We start from the raw sequence: 21,819 nt of genomic DNA on the forward strand, positions 1-21,819 counted from the left end.
CCGCACCCGCACACGACAGAGGACAGCACATGACGATCACCCAGGAGCAGGCCGACTGGTTCGCCCAGACGTTCGGGCAGATCGCCGACAACGTCGAGCGCGCCGTGCTCGGCAAGCGCCATGTCGTCGAGCTCGTCCTCACGGCGATGCTGAGCGACGGCCACGTGCTGCTGGAGGACGTGCCGGGTACCGGGAAGACCTCCCTCGCCCGGGCGATGGGGCAGTCGGTGCAGGGCACCAACACACGCATCCAGTTCACGCCCGACCTGCTGCCGAGCGACATCACCGGGCTCAGCGTCTACGACCAGAAAGAAGGCGTGTTCGAGTTCCACGCCGGCCCGATCTTCGCCAACATCGTCCTCGCCGACGAGATCAACCGTGCGAGTCCCAAGACGCAGTCCGCGCTGCTCGAGGTCATGGAGGAGGGGCGCGTCACCATCGACGGCGTCTCGCGCGAGGCCGGTGTGCCGTTCCTCGTGCTCGCCACCCAGAACCCCGTGGAGCAGGCCGGCACGTATCGCCTGCCCGAGGCGCAGCTCGACCGCTTCATGATGCGCACGTCGCTGGGGTACCCCGACCACGCCGCGACCGTCCGCATCCTCGACGGCGCGGCGATCGCGACCGCCGACCTCTCGCCGATCATCACCCCGCAGGCCCTGGTGGGCATGGCGGACCTGGCGGCCCGGGTCTACGTCGACGCACTGGTGCTCGACTACATCGCCCGGCTGGTGGACGGCACGCGCACGGCCGACGAGGTGCGCCTGGGCGTCAGCATCCGCGGCGCCCTGGCCCTCACGCGGGCGGCGCGCACCCGTGCCGCCTCGCAGGGCCGCACCTATGCGACGCCCGACGACGTCAAGACGCTCGCGGTGCCGGTGCTCTCGCACCGGCTGATCCTCCACCCCGAGGCCGAGTTCGACGGGGTCACCCAGGAGACCGTCGTCGGCCAGGTGCTGCTCGACGTGGCGCCGCCCGCGAGACGCGAAGCGGTATGAGCAGCCCCCAGCGTCCGAGCGCGGCCCTCGGCACCCTCGAGCCGCGCATCACCCGCGCGGTGTCGTCGACCGGGACCGAGGGCCGCACGCACCTGACGTCGACGTTGAGCGGCACCGCGACCAGCGTGGCGCCGCGCCGGGGCCGCGCCCTCGTGCGCGCGGCGGTCTGGTGGACGGCGGCGTGGCGGGCGACGGCCGGAGCGATCTCGACCGCCGCCGCATGGTCCGCACGCACCGTCCGGCCCGCCGGCGTCCTGGCGGCGGTGGCGGCGACGGCCGGGCTGGTGCTCGGCGTCGCGTTCGGCTGGGTCGAGTTCATGGTCGCCGGGGCGGCGTCCCTCCTCCTGCTGGTCACCGCCGTGCCCTTCCTGTTCGGCGCGCGCTCCTACGACGTCGATCTCACACTCACGCACGAGCGGGTCGTCGCGGGTGACGGCGTCGACGGGCGCATCGTCGTGCGCAACGACGGCCACCGGGTCGCTCTGCCGGGCCGCATCGACGTCGCGGTGGGTGCCGGGCTGGTGGAGTTCGGTGTGCCGCTGCTGCGTCCCGGGCACGCCATCGAGCAGCCGCTGGACATCCCCGGCCTCGCCCGCGGCATCGTCACGGTGGGGCCGGCGACGACCGTGCGCAGCGACCCCATCGGGCTGCTGCGCCGGGAGCACTCCTTCCCCGACGTACACGACCTCTACGTGCATCCCCGCACCACCGGTCTGCCGTCGACGAGCGCGGGGCTCATCCGCGACCTCGAGGGCTCTCCGACACGGCGGCTCGTCGACGCCGACATGTCCTTCCACGCGATCCGCGAGTACGTGCCCGGCGATTCCCGCCGGCAGATCCACTGGCGCTCGACGGCGAAGACCGGGCGCCTCATGGTGCGTCAGTACGAGGAGTCGCGGCGCTCTCGCATGGCCGTCGTGCTGGCGGTGGCCGAAGCCGAGTACGCGGACGCCGATGAGTTCGAGCTGGCGGTGTCGTGCGCCGCGTCGCTCGGCCTGCGCGCCGTGCACGACGCCCGCGACGTGCAGATCGTGACCGGCTCCGAGATCCCGCGCGTGGTCCGCGGTCGCCTGCGCGCGATCCGCCGCATCCCCGCCGCGGCGCCCCGCCCGATGCTCGACGGGTTCAGCGGCGTCGACCTGCTCGAGAGCACGATGCCGGTTGGCGAGGTGTGCCGCCTCGCGGCCGAGTCGGGCGAGCGCCTCTCGATCGCGTTCGTAGTCGTGGGCTCGGGTGTGCCGCTCACGCGGCTGCAGCAGGCGGCGCTCGCCTTCCCGGCCGACACGGCCGTCGTCGGGATCATGTGCGACGAGCGCGCCCACCCGCGCATGCAGCCGCTGTCGAGCATGACCGTGCTCACGGTGGGCACCCTCGACGACCTGTCAGGCCTGCTCCTGCGGGGAGCCACGTCGTGAGCGCGCCCATCCCCGTGCCGGCGAGGACGGATGCCGCCTCCGCGGGTGCCGCAGTGCCGCGCATCGCCGTGGGCGTGGCGTTCGCACTGGTGATCGCCACGATCGCCGCCGTGGCCGCCTGGCCCATCTATCGCTCCGGATCCTTCACTCTCCTGGTCGTCACGGGAACCCTCGTGGGCGGCGGCATCGCCGCGCTGGCGTGGTGGCGGCGCTGGAACGGCTGGTCGGTCGCGGGTCTCCTCGCCGCCGCGGTGCTGCTGCTCGGCATCCCGCTGGCCGTCCCCTCGCGGCTCGGATCACCGGAGGACCTGCTGCGGGGGCTCGGCGAGCTGGCCGGCGGTCTTGTGCTGGGGTGGAAGGACCTCGTCACGGTCGAGCTGCCCGTCGGCTCGTACCGCAACCTGCTCGTGCCGGCGCTCGTGGTGTTCCTCGTCGGCACCTGCGTGGTGCTGATGCTGGCCTGGCGGGAAGACAGCGCCGCGTACGCCGCCGTTCCGGTGGCGCTCGGGATGGTGACGTTCGGGCTGTTCTTCGGGCGCACCACCGTGAGCGCCCCGTGGCGGCTCGGACCGGTCGCGCTCTACGCCCCGGTCGAGACGGCCGTGGGCATCGCCGGCCTCGTGACCTGTCTGCTGTGGCTGGCGTGGCGCACCCACGACGAGCGCGTCCGCGCGCTGCAGCGGGCCGCAGCGGCCAGCGGGGTGCGCATCTCCCGCCGGCCGACGGGTGCCGACCGCCGCCGGACGGCGCTCGGCGCCGCGATGGTGGCCGGCGCGCTCGTGCTCGTCGTGGTCGTCGTGCCCTTCGCCGCCCGCGGCGCGGAGCGCGAGGTGCTGCGCTCGGCGGTCGGCCCCGACATCGACCTCTCGGCCGAGGTGAGCCCGCTGGCGGAGTACCGCGCCCTGTTCGGCGACGACCGCGCCGACGACGTGCTCTTCACGGTGAAGGCGGCCGACGACTCGGGTGGCGCGCTCCCCGAGCGCGTGCGCATCGCGACCCTTGACGCGTACGACGGCGAGGTCTTCCGCTCGGGCGGCGAGGGCGCCGTCGACGCCGGGCGGTTCGTGCGCGTCCCCTCGACCCTCGACGCGGGTGAGGGATCGCCGGTCGAGGCGCGTGTCGAGATCGATGCCTGGGACGGGATCTGGATGCCGACCGCCGGGCGCCTCTCGACTGTCGAGTTCGAGGGCGACAGGTCGGCGACGCTGGCGGACCGCTTCTACTACAACGCTGCCGCCGCGGCGGGCGTGCAGACCGCCGGCGGCGGGCTCTCGTCCGGCGACAGCTACGTCGTGCGCGGGATCGAGCCGCCGACCGCAGATCTGGCGGAACTCGAGGCTCCGGGAAGCCCCGGCGGCGTGTCGGCGCCCGACAGCCTGCGCACCTGGATGGACGAGCACGCGACAGGCTCCGGCGGCGCGGCGCTCGCCGGACTGGTGTCGCTGCTGCGGGAGCGCGGCTACCTCAGCCACGGGCTCTCCCGGGGTGAGGAGCCGCCCGCGTGGGCGACGGCGCTCCCCGACTACACGTTCCAGCCGAGCGCCTCGGGTCACTCGCTGGCCCGTGTCGACACGATGTTCGCACGCCTGCTCGAGCGCGAGACGGATCAGCGGGCCGCGGCATCCGACAACTACGTCGCGGCGATCGGCGACGACGAGCAGTTCGCGGTGGCGGTCGCCCTCATGGCCCGCGAGCTCGGATTCCCGTCGCGCGTCGTCCTCGGCGCGCGGCTCACCTCGGCCGAGCCGGGGCTCGCCACCTGCGACGACGGCGCATGCCGTGCCCAGGACCTCACGGCGTGGACCGAGGTGCAGTCCGCCGCCGGCGAATGGGTGGCCGTCGACGTGACGCCGCAGTACGCCGTGTCGCCGAGCCTGGACGTCACCGAGCAGCGTGACCCCGAGAACGTCACCGAGGTGCGCCCGGACTCGGTCGAGGAGGTCGTGCCGCCGGATCCCGCACAGGAGGACTCGGGGGAGGAGCGCACCCCCGAGGACGACTCCGCCGTCGACCTCGCGTGGCTCTGGCCCGCGCTGCGCATCGGCGGCATCGTGCTGCTGGTGCTCGTCCTGGCGTTCGGTCCGCTGCTGATCATCGTCGGGACGAAAGCCGCTCGCCGCCGGACCCGGCGACGCACCGGCACCCCCGCGTCGCGCATCGCCGGCGGCTGGGACGAGTACGTCGACGCCGCGCTCGACGCGGGCCGCACGGCACCCCGTACGCTCACGCGCAGCGAGCTCGCCGCCGCCTTCGCGACCCCCGCCGGACCGGACCTCGCGCGCGCCGCAGACCGTGCGGTGTTCTCCCGTGCCGAGCTCTCCGCCGATGAGGCCCGGCGCTACTGGGCCGCCGTCGACGCCGAACGGCGGATACTGCGCCGCGAAAAAGGGTTCTGGCGCGGAGCCCTCGCGACCGTATCGTTGAGATCGTTGCTCCGACCACTGGCGCCCGAAACGGGCGTCCGCAGCAGATTCGCCGAGAGGGGGAGACGACGGGCTCAGCCTGTGCGTCCCATGCCATGAACGCCACCGATGCCACCGCGGCCGTCTTCGGGACGCTGACCGGTCTGCTCCTCTTCGCCGCCCTCTACGTCTGGACAGCCCTCGCGCTGTCGGCGGTGTTCCGCAAGTCCGGCGAGGAGTCCTTCAAGGCCTGGGTGCCGATCCTCAACATCGTCGTGGTCCTGCAGCTCGCGGGGCTGTCGCCGTGGCTCGTGATCCTTGCGTTCATCCCGTTCGTGAACATCGCTTTCCTCGTGGTCCTCGCGATCGCGCTGTACCGCCTCAACGTCGCGTTCGGGTTCGGTGCGGGCATGACGGTGGTCGGCGTCCTGCTCTTCCCGGTCTGGGCCTCGATCGTCGGCTGGGGGAGCGCCCGCTGGGTCGGACGCGAGGACTCTCCCGTGTCCCGCGGCGCTCACGCCGGCGGCGTCCGTCGCGGGTCGGCGGCGACCGCCGGCCTTCCGGCGCTGCCGCCGTTCCCGACGCCGGCTTCGCCCGCCGGCGAGACCGACGCGTTCCCGGCGGCGACCGGAGTCAGCGGATTCGCGCCGCCTCCGAACCCCGCCCCCTCCGTCCCCGCCGCGCCGGCCGTCGACGCGCGTGAGGTCGCACCGCCCGCGGGCGGCTGGACGCCCCCACCGCTTCCCGGTCGCCCGATCGCCGCTCCCGTCGCCGCGGGGCGGTCCGAAGACGACGCGCACGACGCCGAGCCGGCGTCCGCCGATCTGTGGCAGGGCTTCGGCCAGGATGCCGCCGACCTGAGTTCCGAGGTCACCGGCGCCGTGCCCGGCGCTCCCGCGCCGATCTCGGCCGTTCCGATCGTTCCGCAGGCGTTCGTCTCGCCCGCGCCGGTCTCGTCCACCGCTGCTCCGGTGGCGGCATCCGACCCGTTCGCCGCACCGGAGGGCAACACCGGAGAGCACCTCACGCGCCCGCCCGTGATGCGCGTGCCGGTCTCCGACGCCCCGCGTTCCGAGGCGGAGCCGTGGGCTCCCGCGCGCTCGCCGATGAGCGACGCCGACGCCTTCCCCGAGGCCTCCGGTCCCGTCTCGGCGATCGCCGGTGCTCCCGACGCCGGCATCCCGCTCTCGGCGCGGTCGTCGGTGTCGGCCTTCCACGCCAAGCCCGAGATCCCCGACGAGCAGGACGTCTTCGACGAGACGATCATCGCGCGCCGCAAGCGCACCGACTGGACCCTGGTCCCGCCCACCGGCGACCCCGTCGCCCTGTCGGCGGAGGTCGTCATCCTCGGCAGGCGGCCCGCCGGTGACCCCGACTTCCCCGGTGCGCAGCTGGTGTCGATCCACGACGGGACGGTCTCCAAGACCCACGCGAGGCTGACGCTGCGCGACGACCGCTGGTACGTGACCGATCTGAACTCGACGAACGGCGTGCTGTTCGCAACGGTGATGGGCACCGAGGTCGAAGCGCCCGCCGGTGAAGAGGTCGAGGCCGGAGACCGGTTCCTGCTGGGCGACGCGGAGGTCCGGCTGCGGCGGAGCGACGGGTGATCGACCCCGACGACGAGCGCACCGCGCTCTCCCGGCGCGCGGTGCCGAAGCCCGCGGACGATGTCCCCGACGATCGCACCCTTCCCGCACGACGGCGCCGAGCCGGAACGCCGGATGCCGCCACGCCAGCCGACGGTGACCTCGACGTCACCGCCGTCTCGGCGCGCTCGCTGATCCCCCCGGACTCCGACCTGACCACGCAGGCGGCGACCATGTCGGCACCGGCCGGTCCTCGCCGGAGCGGCCACGGTGCGGCCGACATCGACGAGCTGACGGCGACCGTCCTGCGCAGGCCGACCGGAGCGGCGGGTGCGCCGGCGAGCCCCACCGCGCCGGCAGGGACCCCGGAGCCCAGGGCTCGGGTCGCATCCGCGCCCCGGGCGGATGCGACCTCCTACCGTGCGCGGCCCATCCCTCCGACGATGGCCACGCGCGCCGAGCCCGCCCGCAGCGCCCCGCAGGCGTACGTGGACACCGCAGCGGCGCAGGCCGCCGGAAGGCGCCGCCGACGGCGCCGCGTCATCGTCGCGGCGGTGGCGGCATCCGTTCTCGTGGTCGTCGTCGCGGTGTCTCTCGCGGCTCTGCTCACCGCCGGCTGACCGGCGACACGCGGCCCGATCTCGGCTCCGCCACGGCGTGTCGCAGCCCCGATCCACCCGGGACGTGCTTGCGCGTTTGCCCGGTCCCCGAAAGCCACGTATCATGGATCGGGTGTGCGCTCACGCGCGCCGTCAACCGTGCCTCGGTGCGGCGAACGGTGTGGGCGCCGCATCTCAGGGAACGGCCTGCGAACAGGCCACCCCCACGGCATACCCACCAAGCAAAGCGCGTCAGTCATTCTGCCGCGTCGGTGGGTCCGCGTGAGCCCGCAGCGTCATGTATCGCAAGATCCGGATGCGGCGGGGGAGACCACGACGCTGTCACCGTGCAGCACAACAAGGAGAGAACGTGCCAACCATTCAGCAGTTGGTTCGCAAGGGGCGCTCGCCCAAGGTCTCGAAGACCAAGGCGCCGGCGCTCAAGGCGAACCCGCAGCAGGCCGGTGTCTGCACCCGTGTGTACACCACCACCCCCAAGAAGCCGAACTCGGCGATGCGCAAGGTCGCCCGTGTGAAGCTCCGCAACGGCACCGAGGTCACCGCGTACATCCCCGGTGAGGGCCACAACCTGCAGGAGCACTCGCTCGTGCTCGTTCGCGGCGGCCGTGTGAAGGACCTCCCCGGTGTCCGCTACAAGATCGTCCGCGGTGCACTCGACACCCAGGCAGTCAAGAACCGTAAGCAGGCTCGCAGCCGCTACGGCGCGAAGAAGGGCTAAGCAAGATGCCTCGTAAGGGACCCGCCCCGAAGCGCCCCGTCGTCAACGACCCGGTATACGGCGCACCGATCGTCAGCCAGCTGGTGAACAAGATCCTCGTCGACGGCAAGAAGTCGATCGCCGAGTCGATCGTGTACACCGCCCTCAAGGGTGTCGAGGCGAAGAACGGCCAGGATGCCGTCGCCACGCTCAAGAAGGCGCTCGACAACGTGCGCCCCACCCTCGAGGTCAAGAGCCGCCGCGTCGGCGGCTCGACCTACCAGGTGCCGGTCGAGGTCAAGCCTCACCGCGCCAACACGCTCGCGCTCCGCTGGCTCGTGAGCTACGCGAAGGGTCGTCGTGAGAAGACGATGACCGAGCGCCTCCAGAACGAGATCCTGGACGCGTCGAACGGCCTGGGAGCCGCGGTCAAGCGCCGCGAGGACACCCACAAGATGGCCGAGTCGAACCGCGCCTTCGCGCACTACCGCTGGTAAGCCGCTTCCTGCCGCTCCCGTGTCACCCACGGGAGCGGCGGGACCGCGACATCCGTCACCACAAGTAAGGACAGACCCCCGTGGCACAAGAAGTGCTCACCGACCTCAACAAGGTCCGCAACATCGGCATCATGGCGCACATCGATGCCGGCAAGACGACGACGACCGAGCGCATCCTGTTCTACACGGGCGTCAACCACAAGATCGGCGAGACGCACGACGGCGCTGCCACCACCGACTGGATGGAGCAGGAGCAGGAGCGCGGCATCACGATCACGTCGGCCGCCGTCACCTGCTTCTGGGACAAGAACCAGATCAACATCATCGACACGCCCGGCCACGTCGACTTCACGGTCGAGGTCGAGCGGTCGCTGCGCGTCCTCGACGGCGCCGTCGCCGTCTTCGACGGCAAGGAGGGCGTCGAGCCCCAGTCCGAGACGGTGTGGCGTCAGGCCGACAAGTACGACGTGCCGCGCATCTGCTTCGTCAACAAGATGGACAAGCTGGGCGCCGACTTCTACTTCACGGTCGACACCATCGTCAACCGCCTGAAGGCCAAGCCGCTCGTGATCCAGCTGCCCATCGGCGCGGAGAACGACTTCGTGGGCGTCATCGACCTCGTCGAGATGCGCGCGCTGGTCTGGCCCGGCGACGCCAAGGGCGACGTGACCATGGGTGCCAAGTACGAGATCCAGGAGATCCCGGCCGAGCTCGCCGACAAGGCTGCCGAGTACCGCGAGAAGCTGCTCGAGACGGTCGCCGAGTCCGACGAGCACCTGCTCGAGAAGTACTTCGGCGGCGAGGGCCTCACGGTCGCCGAGATCAAGGGCGCGATCCGCAAGCTCACCATCGCCTCGGAGCTCTACCCCGTGCTCTGCGGCTCGGCGTTCAAGAACCGCGGCGTGCAGCCGATGCTCGACGCGGTCGTGGACTACCTCCCCTCGCCCCTCGACGTCCCCGCCATCGAGGCGAAGGACCCGAAGAACGAAGAGGTCATCATCGAGCGTCACGCCGACCGTGACGAGCCGTTCGCGGCGCTCGCGTTCAAGATCGTGACGCACCCGTTCTTCGGTCGCCTCACCTACATCCGCGTGTACTCGGGTCACCTCGACTCCGGCGCCCAGGTCGTCAACGCGACCAAGGGCAAGAAGGAGCGCATCGGGAAGATCTTCCAGATGCACGCCAACAAGGAGATGCCGGTCGACTCGGTCACCGCCGGTCACATCTACGCCGTCATCGGCCTCAAGGACACCACCACGGGTGACACGCTGTCCGACAGCGCCAACCAGGTCGTCCTCGAGTCGATGACGTTCCCCGAGCCGGTCATCGAGGTCGCGATCGAGCCCAAGACGAAGGCCGACCAGGAGAAGCTGGGTCTCGCGATCCAGAAGCTCGCCGAGGAGGACCCGACGTTCCGCGTCGAGCAGAACTCCGAGACCGGTCAGACCGTCATCAAGGGCATGGGCGAGCTGCACCTCGACATCCTGGTCGACCGCATGAAGCGGGAGTTCAAGGTCGAGGCCAACGTCGGCAAGCCCCAGGTGGCGTACCGCGAGACGATCCGCAAGGTCGTCGAGCGTCACGACTACACGCACAAGAAGCAGACCGGTGGTTCGGGTCAGTTCGCGAAGATCCAGTTCGCGCTCGAGCCGCTCGAGGTCACGGCCGACAAGACGTACGAGTTCGAGAACAAGGTCACCGGTGGCCGCATCCCGCGCGAGTACATCGAGCCGACCAACCAGGGCTTCCAGGACGCCATGAACGTCGGCGTGCTCGCCGGCTACCCCATGGTGGGCGTGAAGGCGATCCTCACGGACGGCGCGTCGCACGACGTCGACTCGTCCGAGATGGCGTTCAAGATCGCCGGCTCGATGGGCTTCAAGGAGGCCGTGCGCAAGGCGAACCCCGTCATCCTCGAGCCGCTCATGGCGGTCGAGGTGCGTACTCCCGAGGAGTACATGGGCGACGTCATCGGCGACCTGAACTCGCGTCGTGGCCAGATCCAGTCCATGGAGGACGCACAGGGCGTCAAGGTCGTCCGCGCGCTGGTCCCGCTGTCCGAGATGTTCGGCTACATCGGCGACCTGCGCTCGAAGACCTCGGGCCGCGCCGTGTACTCGATGGAGTTCGACAGCTACGCCGAGGTTCCCCGCGCCGTGGCCGACGAGATCATCCAGAAGGTCAAGGGCGAGTAACCCTTTTCCTCCGGGATGCCTCGGTGACGAGGCATCCCGGGGGCACAACTTCACACAGAATCAACAGAACCGTCTCCACTAAGGTGGAGATATCCCCGTAGACGACCGGTCGCAAACCAGTGCCCGGAAGTTCTACACGACCGTCCTGAGGAGGACCCAGTGGCTAAGGCCAAGTTCGAGCGGACCAAGCCGCACGTGAACATCGGAACGATCGGTCACGTCGACCACGGCAAGACCACGCTCACCGCAGCGATCTCGAAGGTGCTCGCCGACACCTACCCGTCGGCCACCAACGTGCAGCGCGACTTCGCGTCGATCGACTCCGCTCCCGAGGAGCGCCAGCGCGGTATCACGATCAACATCTCGCACGTCGAGTACGAGACCCCGAAGCGTCACTACGCTCACGTCGACGCCCCGGGTCACGCCGACTACATCAAGAACATGATCACCGGTGCTGCTCAGATGGACGGCGCGATCCTCGTGGTCGCCGCCACCGACGGCCCGATGGCGCAGACGCGCGAGCACGTGCTGCTCGCCAAGCAGGTCGGCGTCCCGTACCTGCTCGTCGCGCTGAACAAGTCGGACATGGTCGACGACGAGGAGATCCTGGAGCTCGTCGAGCTCGAGGTTCGCGAGCTGCTGTCGTCGCAGGACTTCGACGGTGACAACGCTCCGGTCGTGCGCGTCTCGGGCCTCAAGGCTCTCGAGGGCGACGCCGAGTGGACCGCCAAGATCCTCGAGCTCATGGAGGCGGTCGACGAGTCGATCCCCGACCCGGTGCGCGACAAGGACAAGCCGTTCCTGATGCCGATCGAGGACGTCTTCACGATCACCGGTCGTGGCACGGTCGTCACGGGCCGCGCCGAGCGCGGTACCCTCGCGATCAACTCCGAGGTCGAGATCGTCGGCCTGCGTCCGACGCAGAAGACGATCGTCACCGGTATCGAGATGTTCCACAAGCAGCTCGACGAGGCATGGGCCGGCGAGAACTGTGGTCTGCTCCTCCGCGGCACCAAGCGTGACGACGTCGAGCGCGGCCAGGTCGTCGTGAAGCCCGGTTCGGTCACCCCGCACACCAACTTCGAGGGCACGGCGTACATCCTGTCCAAGGAGGAGGGCGGCCGTCACAACCCGTTCTTCACGAACTACCGTCCGCAGTTCTACTTCCGCACCACCGACGTCACCGGCGTCATCACGCTGCCCGAGGGCACCGAGATGGTCATGCCCGGCGACACCACCGACATGACGGTCGAGCTGATCCAGCCGATCGCCATGGAGGAGGGCCTCGGCTACGCGATCCGTGAGGGTGGCCGCACCGTCGGCGCCGGCACGGTCACGAAGATCATCAAGTAAGACGGTTCTCGACGAGGTCGCCCTGCGACCGCATCGACTGCTGTGACGAGAAGCCCCCGGGAGTGATCCCGGGGGCTTTTCGGCGTACCGGGGCGGCTGTGAGCCCCGTATCGCGCCGTGGAGGGGAGGGGTTCCGCTGCGGCATCCGCTCCCGCCACAATTGGCCTGACGCCTCGCCGGGGGCGGTTGAAGGAGTGAGCATGGGCGGTTTCGACGACCTCGTCAACCAGGGCAAGGATCTGTACGCGCAGAACAAGGACGGGATCCGGGAGTTCCTGAAGTCCGAACAGGCCGAGGACATCAGCGACAAGGTGCTCGACGGCGCCTCGGGCATCGCGAAGAAGGTCGTGCCGGAGGAGCACCACGACACCGTGGACGACATCCGGGGCAACGTCGACGGGGCAGTCGGCAACCAGTAGGACTCAGCTGTGAGGGAACGGCCCGGGGGAACCCGGGCCGTTTTCTTTTTTCATCAGGTACTTGACGCCGGCAGCTCCGGGGCATACGTTGACGGCGGGAACACGTTTCGGCTCGTGTTTGGGGAAACGCCGAACCTCTTGGGGAACTTGGGGAACGTCGCTTTAATCCACTGGCCGTTGCGTGCTGGGAGGGGCCTCTTTCTGGGGCGCCTTGTGTCGTGACGACCAAGGGTGAAGAGTGATGTTCAGTCGTACTTTTGCGCGCGCCTCGAATGAGGGACTGCGCCGCCGCATGCGTCAAGAGCGGACTCAGGAGCGCAAGATCGCGCTTCAGAGGCGCTGGTATGTGGGAGGGCTCGCGGCTGTCGTCGCGAGTTCGCTCGTGTTCTCGGGGATGTCCCCGGCGAACGCCGAGGAGGTGACTCCCACCGATCCCGCCGCCACCAGCGAGGCGACGACCACCGACACCGCAGCAACGGATGCCGAGGCCCCGCCGCCCGCGGAAGAGCCGGCCGCTGAAGAACCCGCGGCCGAGGAACCTGCGGCGCCGCCGGCCGAGGAGCCGGCTGCTCCCGAGGCGAGCGTGCCGGAGGGCGACGCCCCGGTGGCAGCTCTCGCCGCACCCGCAGAGGAGATCGTGGCCGCCGCCGCACTCGCGTGTGACGGATGGCCGGTCGCCGGCTCACCGCTCGCCGGGTTCGAGATCGACGGCAACCTGTGTCTCGACGGCGACGGATCCAACGACTGGGCGACCGTCGGCGGTCAGCCGGTCGGGCAGGACGGCTTCGACGACTCGACGCAGTTCACGCAGGGTTCGAAGGAGAGCAACTGGCCGTGGAGCGCGGGCCAGATCGGCGGCGTCGGGGTCGCGCCCGGCAAGACCGACATCGGCAACGTGTACGCGTATACCCAGACGGTCTCGGGCGACGTCTACGCCTACCTCGGGTTCGAGCGTCAGGAGAACAACGGCTCGGTCTCGTACCACGTGGAGCTGAACCAGAAGGCGAACCTGCTCGGACCGACTCCCGATCGCACCGTCGGCGACCTGCGGCTCACGATCGAACAGGGTGGCAACAACACCATCGCCCTCGTCGGCGCCGACCTCTGGGACGGCGACAGCTGGGTCTCGCTGGGCAACCTCTCCGGCTTCGTCGGCCAGGTGAACCAGGGACCGATCAACAACCTCGCAGGCGCTGAGCTGGAGGCGGGCCTGTTCGCCGAGGTGGCGGTCAACCTGACCATGCTGTTCGGCAACGCCGGCTGCAGCGGCAACTACGGTGTGCTGAACGTCCGGTCCAGCGCCTCGCCCGAGGACACGTCCTCACTCGCGGACTGGATCGCACCGATCGCCGTCAACGTCCCGTCGACGTGCTCGACGCTGACGATCCTGAAGACCGACACCAGCGGGAACCCGCTGGCCGGAGCCGAGTTCTCGATCTCGCCGAACCCCACCACGGGCACCGGCTCGACGACGGGAACCACCGACGCGAGCGGCAAGATCGTCTTCAACGGCAACGTGCAGCCCGGCAGCTACACCATCACGGAGACGAAGGCGCCCCCGGGCTACCTGCTCGACTCGACGCCGCAGGTGGTCACCTTCGGGGACCAGGCGGAGTCGAAGACGCTGACGTTCGTCGATCCGCTCGGCTCGGGCGCCTGGATCAAGCGTGCGGGTGACGCGAACGGCGCGCTGCTCGGCGGCGCGACCTTCTCGCTCGCCGCGACCGGTGGCCCCGCGGCTGCGGCTCCCTGGGCGGCGACCTTCCCGAAGACGGTCGTGGACAACGGCCTCAACGACGCCGACCCCGTAGCCGGCCAGATCAAGGTCGTGAACCTCCCGATCGGCAACTACTCGGTGACCGAGACGGCGGCGCCCGCGGGCTACGTGCTCGACTCGTCGTCGAAGACCTTCGCCGTCACCCAGGCGGCGCCGAACGGCACGATCTCTGTTCCGTTCGTGAACATCCCGTTCGCGACCGTGACGCTGAGCAAGACCTGGGTGGACTCCTTCGCCGGTGACAAGGCGGAGCTCTCGATCGGAGGCGCGGCGACCGCGAACGGCACTTCGACCGCACCGACCAACGGTCAGGCGGTCCAGGTCGCGGTCGCCCCGGGCTCCGAGCTGACGCTCGCCGAGGTCCTTCCCGACGCCAACACCGGCGAGTATTCGTCGACCCTCTCGTGTGTGGGGGCGACTGTCTCGGACAACACCGGTACCGGGGGGTCCATCACCGTCCCGGCTTACCCGGCGTCCGCCGCGGGCGTGCAGTGCACGTTCACGAACACCGCCATCCGGGTGGCCGTGGTGCTGCACAAGCAGTGGATCGGCGCCGTGCTCGGCGATGAGACGACGCTCGAGGTGACGCCGGAGTCCGGTCCGATCCTGACCAAGCTGTCGGAGGTCATCGGCACCGGGACGTTCGTCGACAACGTCAACACGGTGGTCGTCCAGGCGCGCATCGGCGCGGTACTGCCGATGAAGGAGACGATCTCGCTCTCCGCGCTCGGCCAGTACGACTCCACCTACAACTGTGTCGGCGGTGCGCAGGCTTCGGGCACCGGTATCGGCCGGACCTTCACGGTGACGGTCACCGGTCCAGGCGCCCTGTGCTACTTCGTCAACCAGGCGCGCACGGCCACCGTCCACCTCGTGAAGACGTGGGTCAACGGCCAGGAGGGTGACTCCGCCGATCTGTCGATCTCCGGCCTCCCGGTGACCGAGGACACCTCGGTGTCGAACGGTGACGTCGGCTCGTGGACGGACAGCGCCAACGCCATCGACAAGCAGGCGCTGATCGGCAGCGATGTCACGGTGAGCGAGGTTCTCGACGTGGTCGCGGGCGATGCATCCGACTACACCAGCTCGCTGGTCTGCCTCGGGGCCGATGAGGAGGTCGTCCTCAGCGTCGACGCGAGGACGGGCACGTTCAAGATGCCGGACTACAGCGTGTGGTGCGAGTTCACCAACACTGCCGAGCGTCCGACCCTGTCGCTCGTGAAGGTCGTGAGCGGTGCGGACGTGTCCGACGCCAACTGGCAGCTGTTCGGGACGCCGGCGGAGGGTGACCCCGTCACCAACCCGGCGGGCGGCGATGTCGCCCCGACCGCGGTGCTGCCCGGTGTGAACTTCGATCTCTCGGAGACGGTGATCGGCGATGGGCCTGGACTCGACGAGTTCGAGCCCGAGGACTGGTCGTGCGTCTCTGACGACGAGGGCACGATCGTGCTGACCGACGTCGGGGCGGGCACGGCGACGCTGTCCGGTCTCGACAAGGGCGAGCATGTCGTCTGCACCATCGTGAACACTCACGTGGATCAGGGCTACACGCTCGACAAGACGCTGGTCAGCTCGGTGCAGAACGACGACGGCAGCTGGACCGTGACCTACGAGATCACGGTGCACAACAACAGCGTGCTGGTGCCGATCACGTACGACCTGTCCGACACGCTCGACGAGCCGGCCGACGGAGTGACCTACACGGGCGCATCGTGGACGGGCCCGACCTCTGGATCGTTCGACCTCGAGGAGAGCCTGACGGCGGATCTCGCCATCGGGGAGGAGCTCGCGCCCTACGACGCAGAGACCGAGAACGATGCGGTCTACACCGTCGAGGTCGATGTCGAGGTCGAATCCGTACCAGCCGACCCCACCACGTGTGGTGAGGGCGAGGACGGCATCGGCATCGTCAACACCGCCGAACTCACGGTGGGCGAGGGCGAGCCGGTCGTGGACGACGCCTGCGGCACCGTGCACTTCGACGACGTCTCCATCGATAAGACGGCGACGAACCTGCCGGAGGCCCCGGAAGGCGAGGAGCCGTGGGTCGAGGTCGGAGACACGTTCGACTACGTCCTCACCGTCACGAACAATGGCACCCGCGATGCGGAGGACGTCGTGGTGACCGACCCGGTGCCCGAGCGCCTCGAGGTCACGAACATCGACCTGCCGGCGGGCTGGACGAACGACAACGCGCCTGAGCTGGTCGACGGCGACAACGTCGTGAGCCTCAGCATCCCGACACTGGGAGCGGGCCAGTCGGTCGACATCACCATCACGGTCGAGTTCCTCGCACCGGACTACCCGGAGGGAGCTGAAGAGCCGCCCACACCGATCGACGAGCTCGTCAACGAGGCCTGTGTCGCAGCCCTCTACGACGAGGACGCGACGAACGACTGCGACGAGGTGGAGATCCCGGTCCGCGAGATCACGGCAGTGGTCTACACGAGCTGCATCGGCGACGCCCCGCTGCTCGGCTGGACGATCTCGAAGTCCGGCACGCTGCTGGACTCCCCGATCGACTTCCTGTGGACGCCCGACAGCCTCGAGCCGACCACCGAGCCCCAGGAAGTGGCGATCACCCACCCGGGTGGCGACACGACGTGGAGCGACGAGATCGAATGGCCTGGAACGGCGTTCACGCCCTCCGGAGTCTCGATCGACTACCCCGGATGGCGGCCGATCGTGGCGAGCGACATCGTGCCCGGATCGAATCCTGCGCAGTACTACGTGCCGGGGACGACCGACGTGATGACGCCGGAGGAGCAGGCGGAGTTCGTGTTCAACGGCCTCATCCTCGACCCGAGCGAGCTGGACTACTCGTGGCGCCTCCCGTCGACGGTGACGTTCAGCGTCAACCCGACCCTGGAGTTCGCCGTCGAGTACCCGGAGGCGACTCCGGAGTGCTTCGTGGCCCGCCACTCGGACGTCCAGATCGAGAAGACGGCCAGCGTCGAGAAGACGGACCCGGGCGCTTCCTTCACGTACACCCTCGCGGTGGCCAACGTGAGCGACGACTCGGCCGCCGAATCGGTCGTGGTCACGGACGCCATCCCCGCCGACATTAAGATCACGGACGTGACCTGGGCCGGCAAGGGTGACGCCACGGTGTTCCCGAACTGGCAGACCTGTGAGGTCACCGGTCAGGACAGTGCGGGCTACGGCGGATCGCTCGAGTGCGTGCTCTTCGGGCCGCTCCAGCCTCAGGGTGCGAACGAAGGCGCTTCGGCGGCTCCGACCATCACCCTGGCGGCGACGGTGAACCCGGCATCCAAGAGCAGCTCGATCACCAACGTGGCAGTCGTCGACTACCACACCTTCGGTGACCCGGACGACCCGGGCCGCGACTCCGACGACGCCACCGTGCTGCTGTCGGCGCTCCCGGCGACGGGTGGGGAACTGCCGCCGCTGCTGGTCATCATGGGCCTGTTCGCTCTGCTCGGAGGCACGACGATGCTGATCGTCGCCCGCCGCCGACGTGGAGAGGTCAAGGCGACCGTCTGACGTGAGAGAGGGCGGGACCGCCCCAAGGCCCGCTCTCTCCCACCCACTTCCGGCCTGCTCTGACGGGTCGGAGGCCCGAGCCCCTCGCACCCCGAACGCGAGGGGCTCGAGCGCGTCTGCAGCCATCCGTTCCGCGCGTCGGATTCGCGCATTCGGCCCGGGACCGATAGCCTGCACGAGCGGCGGTTCTCCGTCGTTTCCGCAGCCTTCGGGAAGGCGGCGGAAATCCGGTCTCACGTGGCCAGAACCAGGTGATCCGGGAACCGGCCCTCACGGTCCGGAAAGGTGTGCCCCCGCGCACCGCATGAAGAAGATCGGCACCCCCGTGCCGGACGAGTACGACGTGCCCCCGCGCGTCGGAGTGAAGTACGGCGTGCCCCCGCGCGCCGCTGGGAAGTACGGCGTGCTCCGGTGCGTCGCTGGGATGTACGGTGCGCTCTGCGCACCGCTGGGACGGCGCTCGGCGCCGATTAGGGGAGGAACACTGTGTCTGCAGTGCGCAAGAGAACTTTGAAGGCTTTCGCTGGGGCGCTGGTCGCTGCGGCACTCGTCGTGGCGCCGCTGGTCACCGCCGGCGCGTCCGCCGAGGATGCCTCGGCCGTGTGGCCCGCGGATACCGTCGGCGTGAAGGGCGAACTCGTCCCTTGGAACGAGGACACGAACCACACCGACTACTGGAAGCAGAAGTACCCGGACGCCGTCTCGTGCTACTCGAGCGATGGTGACACGGATCACGGCCGGATCACCGGCGGCGGCAAGACCGTGACGCTCAACGAGTACAGCCCGTCATGGCCGGGCGACCACTGGGAGGTACTCGTCATCAAGGCGGGCAACCTGTGGAACAGCGTGATCGAGAACCCTGATGCAGGGGTCGCGTACGCGTCGCCGCCCAACAACAGCGGCCAGCAGGCGAGTGTGTCGCATTGGATCGTCTGTAAGGGCAAGACAACCGTGCCCGAGCTCGTGACGCCGACGCTCACCTGGACTCTGCCGACGTGCGAAGCCGCCGGCGAACTGTTCCAGGGCGACGGTGTGAAGTGGGTGTCGACCCCTGGCGAGAACGGCTCCACCATCTGGACGGCGACACCCGCACCTGGCAAGGCGTTCCCCGCGGGTGTGACCACACAGTGGACCGTTCCGGATCTCTCCAAGCTGGTCCAGGGCTGTGGATCCAACGAGCCGGAGCAGCCGGACCCGCTCGAGAGCGAGTCGAGCAAGACGACCTTCGACTGCGCCACCACGACGGCGACGATCACCACGACCACCACGACCACGGCGTACGTCTGGAACGCGGAGACCAAGACCTGGGTGCTCGGCGAGCCGACGTCGTCCGACGTCGTGACTGAGCGGCCCCTCACTGAGGCCGAGATCGGCGCCAACTGCCCGCTGGTCCCCGGCGACATCGACTCCGTCTGCGTGGGCGACGTGCCGTACCTCGGCTACGAGCTGACGCTGCCCGAGGGCTTCGTGGCGGACAGCGAGACCCCCGTCACGATCACGTTCGTGAACCCGGACGGCGAGGATTACGTCGTCGAGAACCAGCCGCTGAGCGGCGAGCTGCTGTGGCCGGGCGCCTCGGCGACCGCGCCCAAGATGTGGCCGGGCTGGGAGCTCGTGAACGGCGAGTACGTCGAGACCGACGGCAACTACGCATGGACCCGCGCCGGCGTCACCGTCCGCTTCGAGGTGAACCCTTCGTACTCGACCGAGGTCCAGTACCCGGAGGCATCCGCGGAGTGCGCGAACCCGCCCATCGGCGGGGGAACCCCGGCATCGACCGACGCTGAGGCGCTGGCCGTGACCGGTGGCGGCGTCAGCCCCGTCATCGTCGCAGCGGGCGGCGCAGCGCTGCTCGCCGGCATCGCCGTCGTGGCGATCGCGGCCTACCGCCGCCGTCACGCGAGCGTCCAGTAACGCCGACGTATAAGTAGAGAATGGGCGGTCGCGCACAGCGCGGCCGCCCTTTCTGCTGCGGTTGCGGCGTGCACCTCGCGCCGCCGTCTGGGAAACGGCCGAGCATACTCGCGGCGCGACACGCCCGAGTTTGCGACACGCCCGGGCTGCACGTAGACTAGTGAGGTTCCACATTCCGACGCCCCTCTTGGCGTGCGTCGGATCACTGCCAGGGCAGTGCATAGGCAGGCGCAACGCGCTGGGTCCTAGGCCGCGGGCAGCAGAACCACCACATCTCGAATCCACCCACTGCGGAGCCATGCTTCGCGCGCGGGCGGAGAACGGATGCCGGGAGCAGCGTTTCGGCGCGACACCCGGATTGACAGCAGAACAGCGGTGCAGCATCCCTCGACGAGCTCGGGAACCGAGCGGCCGCGAGGAGAAAGTGCCATGGCGCCCAGCGCCACGTGCGTCCAATGCCACAGGGGTATGACGCGAGAAAGAGAGTGAGCAGACAATGGCGGGACAGAAGATCCGCATTCGCCTGAAGTCGTACGACCACGAGGTCATCGACTCGTCGGCACGCAAGATCGTCGACACCGTGACCCGTGCGGGCGCGACGGTCGTGGGCCCCGTGCCCCTTCCCACGGAGAAGAACGTGATCGCTGTGATCCGTTCTCCCCACAAGTACAAGGACAGCCGCGAGCACTTCGAGATGCGCACCCACAAGCGTCTGATCGACATCGTCGACCCGACGCCGAAGGCTGTCGACTCGCTCATGCGTCTCGACCTCCCGGCCGATGTCAACATCGAGATCAAGCTCTGAGGTTCGACATGGCTGACATCAACAACAAGGTTTCCAAGGGCCTGCTGGGCACCAAGCTCGGCATGACCCAGGTGTGGGACGAGAACGGCAAGCTCGTTCCCGTCACCGTCATCGAGATCGCGCCGAACGTGGTCACCCAGGTCCGCACGCCCGAGAAGGACGGCTACAAGGCCGTTCAGATCGCGTACGGCCAGATCGACCCCCGCAAGGTGAACCAGCCCCTGACGGCCCACTTCGAGGCCGCGGGTGTCACCCCGCGCCGTCACCTCACCGAGGTCCGCACCGCGGACGCTGCTGACTACTCACTCGGTCAGGAGCTCACGGTGGACGGCACGTTCGAGGCCGGCCAGCTGGTCGACGTCGTCGGCACCAGCAAGGGCAAGGGCACCGCGGGTGTCATGAAGCGCCACAACTTCAAGGGCGTCTCCGCTTCGCACGGTGCGCACCGCAACCACCGCAAGCCCGGTTCGATCGGCGCCTCGTCGACCCCGAGCCGCGTCTTCAAGGGCATGCGCATGGCCGGCCGTATGGGTGGCGAGCGCGTGACCGTCCTCAACCTCAAGGTGCACGCCGTCGACGCCGAGAAGGGTCTGCTGCTCGTCAAGGGCGCCGTCCCCGGTGCACGTGGCCGCATCGTCTACGTCCGCAACGCAGTGAAGGGTGCCTGATCTCATGGCTGACTCGACTCTCGCGCTCGACGTCGTGAAGGCAGACGGCTCGGCTGCTGGCTCGGTCCAGCTCCCCGCCTCGATCTTCGACGTCAAGACGAACATCCCGCTCATCCACCAGGTCGTCGTCGCGCAGCTCGCGGCGGCTCGCCAGGGCACCCACTCGACCAAGCGTCGCGGTGAGGTCTCGGGCGCCGGCCGCAAGCCCTTCAAGCAGAAGGGCACGGGTAACGCCCGCCAGGGCTCGATCCGCGCGCCGCACATGACCGGCGGTGGCATCGTGCACGGCCCGAAGCCGCGCGACTACTCGCAGCGCACGCCCAAGAAGATGATCGCCGCCGCCCTGCTGGGCGCGCTGAGCGACCGTGCTCGTGGCGACCGTCTGCACGTCATCGACACCTTCGGCATCGAGGGCGCCCCGTCGACGAAGGCCGCTACGACGGTCTTCAACGCACTGGGAGCGACCAAGAACGTGCTCGTCGTCGTGGACCGCGACGACGACCTCGCGGTGCTGAGCGTCCGCAACATCGCGTACGCCCACGTGCTGCCGTTCGACCAGCTGAACGCCTACGACGTGCTCGTCTCGGACGACATCGTCTTCACCAAGGCCGCCTTCGACGCGTTCGTCTCGTCGAAGACCGCCGTCACCGAGGAGGCCTCGGCATGACCGCCGTCAACAAGGACCCGCGCGACATCATCCTGAAGCCGGTCGTTTCGGAGAAGAGCTACGGGCTCATCGACGAGGGCAAGTACACCTTCCTCGTCGACCCCCGCGCTTCGAAGACCGAGATCAAGCTCGCCATCGAGAAGATCTTCGGCGTCAAGGTCGCAGCGGTCAACACGCTCAACCGCACGGGCAAGGCCCGTCGCACCCGCTTCGGCACCGGCAAGCGCAAGGACACCAAGCGCGCCATCGTGACCCTGAAGTCGGGCACGATCGACATCTTCACGGCAGTCGGCTGACGGTCG

16 protein-coding genes are annotated in these 21,819 nt (G+C 69.2%); all 16 read left to right on the forward strand.

Going from position 1 to position 21,819, the window contains the following annotated elements; genetic code table 11:
• The first annotated feature begins 29 nt into the window (after window positions 1-29).
• The 16 genes from Q9R08_RS09810 to rplW all read left to right on the forward strand — a co-directional run bounded on the left by Q9R08_RS09810 (window position 30) and on the right by rplW (window position 21,813).
• Complete coding sequence (locus Q9R08_RS09810; protein ID WP_308867832.1) at window positions 30-995, forward strand: AAA family ATPase; 966 nt, start codon at window positions 30-32, stop codon at window positions 993-995.
• A complete protein-coding gene (locus Q9R08_RS09815; RefSeq protein ID WP_308867833.1) occupies window positions 992-2,410 on the forward strand; it encodes a DUF58 domain-containing protein in 1,419 nt (472 codons plus the stop codon). The genes Q9R08_RS09810 and Q9R08_RS09815 overlap by 4 nt, the downstream gene beginning before the upstream one ends.
• Window positions 2,407-4,932: a transglutaminaseTgpA domain-containing protein gene (locus tag Q9R08_RS09820; RefSeq protein ID WP_308867834.1), complete on the forward strand. Its 2,526-nt coding sequence runs from the start codon at window positions 2,407-2,409 to the stop codon at window positions 4,930-4,932. The genes Q9R08_RS09815 and Q9R08_RS09820 overlap by 4 nt, the downstream gene beginning before the upstream one ends.
• On the forward strand, window positions 4,929-6,422 hold the full coding sequence (locus Q9R08_RS09825) for a DUF5684 domain-containing protein (RefSeq protein WP_308867835.1): 1,494 nt from the start codon (window positions 4,929-4,931) through the stop codon (window positions 6,420-6,422). The genes Q9R08_RS09820 and Q9R08_RS09825 overlap by 4 nt, the downstream gene beginning before the upstream one ends.
• On the forward strand, window positions 6,419-7,021 hold the full coding sequence (locus Q9R08_RS09830; protein ID WP_308867836.1) for a hypothetical protein: 603 nt from the start codon (window positions 6,419-6,421) through the stop codon (window positions 7,019-7,021). Before Q9R08_RS09825 ends, Q9R08_RS09830 begins: the two co-directional genes overlap by 4 nt.
• Before the next feature lie 349 nt (window positions 7,022-7,370).
• Window positions 7,371-7,739, forward strand: a complete 369-nt coding sequence (gene rpsL / locus Q9R08_RS09835; protein WP_018171438.1) for a 30S ribosomal protein S12 — start codon at window positions 7,371-7,373, stop codon at window positions 7,737-7,739.
• A 5-nt stretch (window positions 7,740-7,744) separates the two neighbouring features.
• On the forward strand, window positions 7,745-8,215 hold the full coding sequence (rpsG, locus tag Q9R08_RS09840; RefSeq protein ID WP_055962856.1) for a 30S ribosomal protein S7: 471 nt from the start codon (window positions 7,745-7,747) through the stop codon (window positions 8,213-8,215).
• A gap of 80 nt (window positions 8,216-8,295) precedes the next feature.
• Window positions 8,296-10,410 carry an elongation factor G gene (gene fusA / locus Q9R08_RS09845; RefSeq protein ID WP_308867837.1) on the forward strand — a complete coding sequence of 705 codons (2,115 nt, stop codon included), beginning with the start codon at window positions 8,296-8,298 and terminating at the stop codon, window positions 10,408-10,410.
• 159 nt (window positions 10,411-10,569) lie between these two features.
• The gene (gene tuf, locus Q9R08_RS09850) at window positions 10,570-11,763 is read left to right on the forward strand and encodes an elongation factor Tu (RefSeq protein WP_308867838.1); all 1,194 of its coding nucleotides are present in this window, start codon (window positions 10,570-10,572) and stop codon (window positions 11,761-11,763) included.
• A gap of 200 nt (window positions 11,764-11,963) precedes the next feature.
• Window positions 11,964-12,182 (forward strand): hypothetical protein, encoded by a 219-nt coding sequence (locus Q9R08_RS09855; RefSeq protein ID WP_308867839.1) that lies wholly within the window; start codon window positions 11,964-11,966, stop codon window positions 12,180-12,182.
• Window positions 12,183-12,528: 346 nt separating this feature from the next.
• A complete protein-coding gene (locus Q9R08_RS09860; RefSeq protein ID WP_308867840.1) occupies window positions 12,529-17,463 on the forward strand; it encodes a SpaA isopeptide-forming pilin-related protein in 4,935 nt (1,644 codons plus the stop codon).
• A 495-nt stretch (window positions 17,464-17,958) separates the two neighbouring features.
• Window positions 17,959-19,377: a hypothetical protein gene (locus Q9R08_RS09865; RefSeq protein ID WP_308867841.1), complete on the forward strand. Its 1,419-nt coding sequence runs from the start codon at window positions 17,959-17,961 to the stop codon at window positions 19,375-19,377.
• Between the two features lie 496 nt (window positions 19,378-19,873).
• Window positions 19,874-20,182, forward strand: coding sequence for a 30S ribosomal protein S10 (gene rpsJ, locus Q9R08_RS09870; RefSeq protein ID WP_106816553.1), 309 nt, complete (start codon window positions 19,874-19,876; stop codon window positions 20,180-20,182).
• Between the two features lie 8 nt (window positions 20,183-20,190).
• Window positions 20,191-20,850, forward strand: coding sequence for a 50S ribosomal protein L3 (gene rplC / locus Q9R08_RS09875; protein ID WP_194414507.1), 660 nt, complete (start codon window positions 20,191-20,193; stop codon window positions 20,848-20,850).
• A gap of 4 nt (window positions 20,851-20,854) precedes the next feature.
• Entirely contained in the window at window positions 20,855-21,517 is a 663-nt protein-coding gene (gene rplD / locus Q9R08_RS09880) for a 50S ribosomal protein L4 (protein WP_308867842.1), read from the forward strand.
• Window positions 21,514-21,813 carry a 50S ribosomal protein L23 gene (rplW, locus tag Q9R08_RS09885; protein WP_045301485.1) on the forward strand — a complete coding sequence of 100 codons (300 nt, stop codon included), beginning with the start codon at window positions 21,514-21,516 and terminating at the stop codon, window positions 21,811-21,813. The genes rplD and rplW overlap by 4 nt, the downstream gene beginning before the upstream one ends.
• Window positions 21,814-21,819 lie beyond the last annotated feature (6 nt).

It is taken from the genome of Microbacterium psychrotolerans (genome assembly GCF_031085295.1).
GTDB classification, from domain to species: domain Bacteria; phylum Actinomycetota; class Actinomycetes; order Actinomycetales; family Microbacteriaceae; genus Microbacterium; species Microbacterium psychrotolerans.

Coding starts and splice junctions, on each gene's coding strand:
- Q9R08_RS09810 (WP_308867832.1), top strand. CDS start 30: ATGACGATCACCCAGGAGCAGGCCGACTGGTTCGCCCAGACGTTCGGG.
- Q9R08_RS09815 (WP_308867833.1), top strand. CDS start 992: ATGAGCAGCCCCCAGCGTCCGAGCGCGGCCCTCGGCACCCTCGAGCCG.
- Q9R08_RS09825 (WP_308867835.1), top strand. CDS start 4,929: ATGAACGCCACCGATGCCACCGCGGCCGTCTTCGGGACGCTGACCGGT.
- rpsG (WP_055962856.1), top strand. CDS start 7,745: ATGCCTCGTAAGGGACCCGCCCCGAAGCGCCCCGTCGTCAACGACCCG.
- Q9R08_RS09855 (WP_308867839.1), top strand. CDS start 11,964: ATGGGCGGTTTCGACGACCTCGTCAACCAGGGCAAGGATCTGTACGCG.
- rpsJ (WP_106816553.1), top strand. CDS start 19,874: ATGGCGGGACAGAAGATCCGCATTCGCCTGAAGTCGTACGACCACGAG.
- rplC (WP_194414507.1), top strand. CDS start 20,191: ATGGCTGACATCAACAACAAGGTTTCCAAGGGCCTGCTGGGCACCAAG.
- rplD (WP_308867842.1), top strand. CDS start 20,855: ATGGCTGACTCGACTCTCGCGCTCGACGTCGTGAAGGCAGACGGCTCG.
- rplW (WP_045301485.1), top strand. CDS start 21,514: ATGACCGCCGTCAACAAGGACCCGCGCGACATCATCCTGAAGCCGGTC.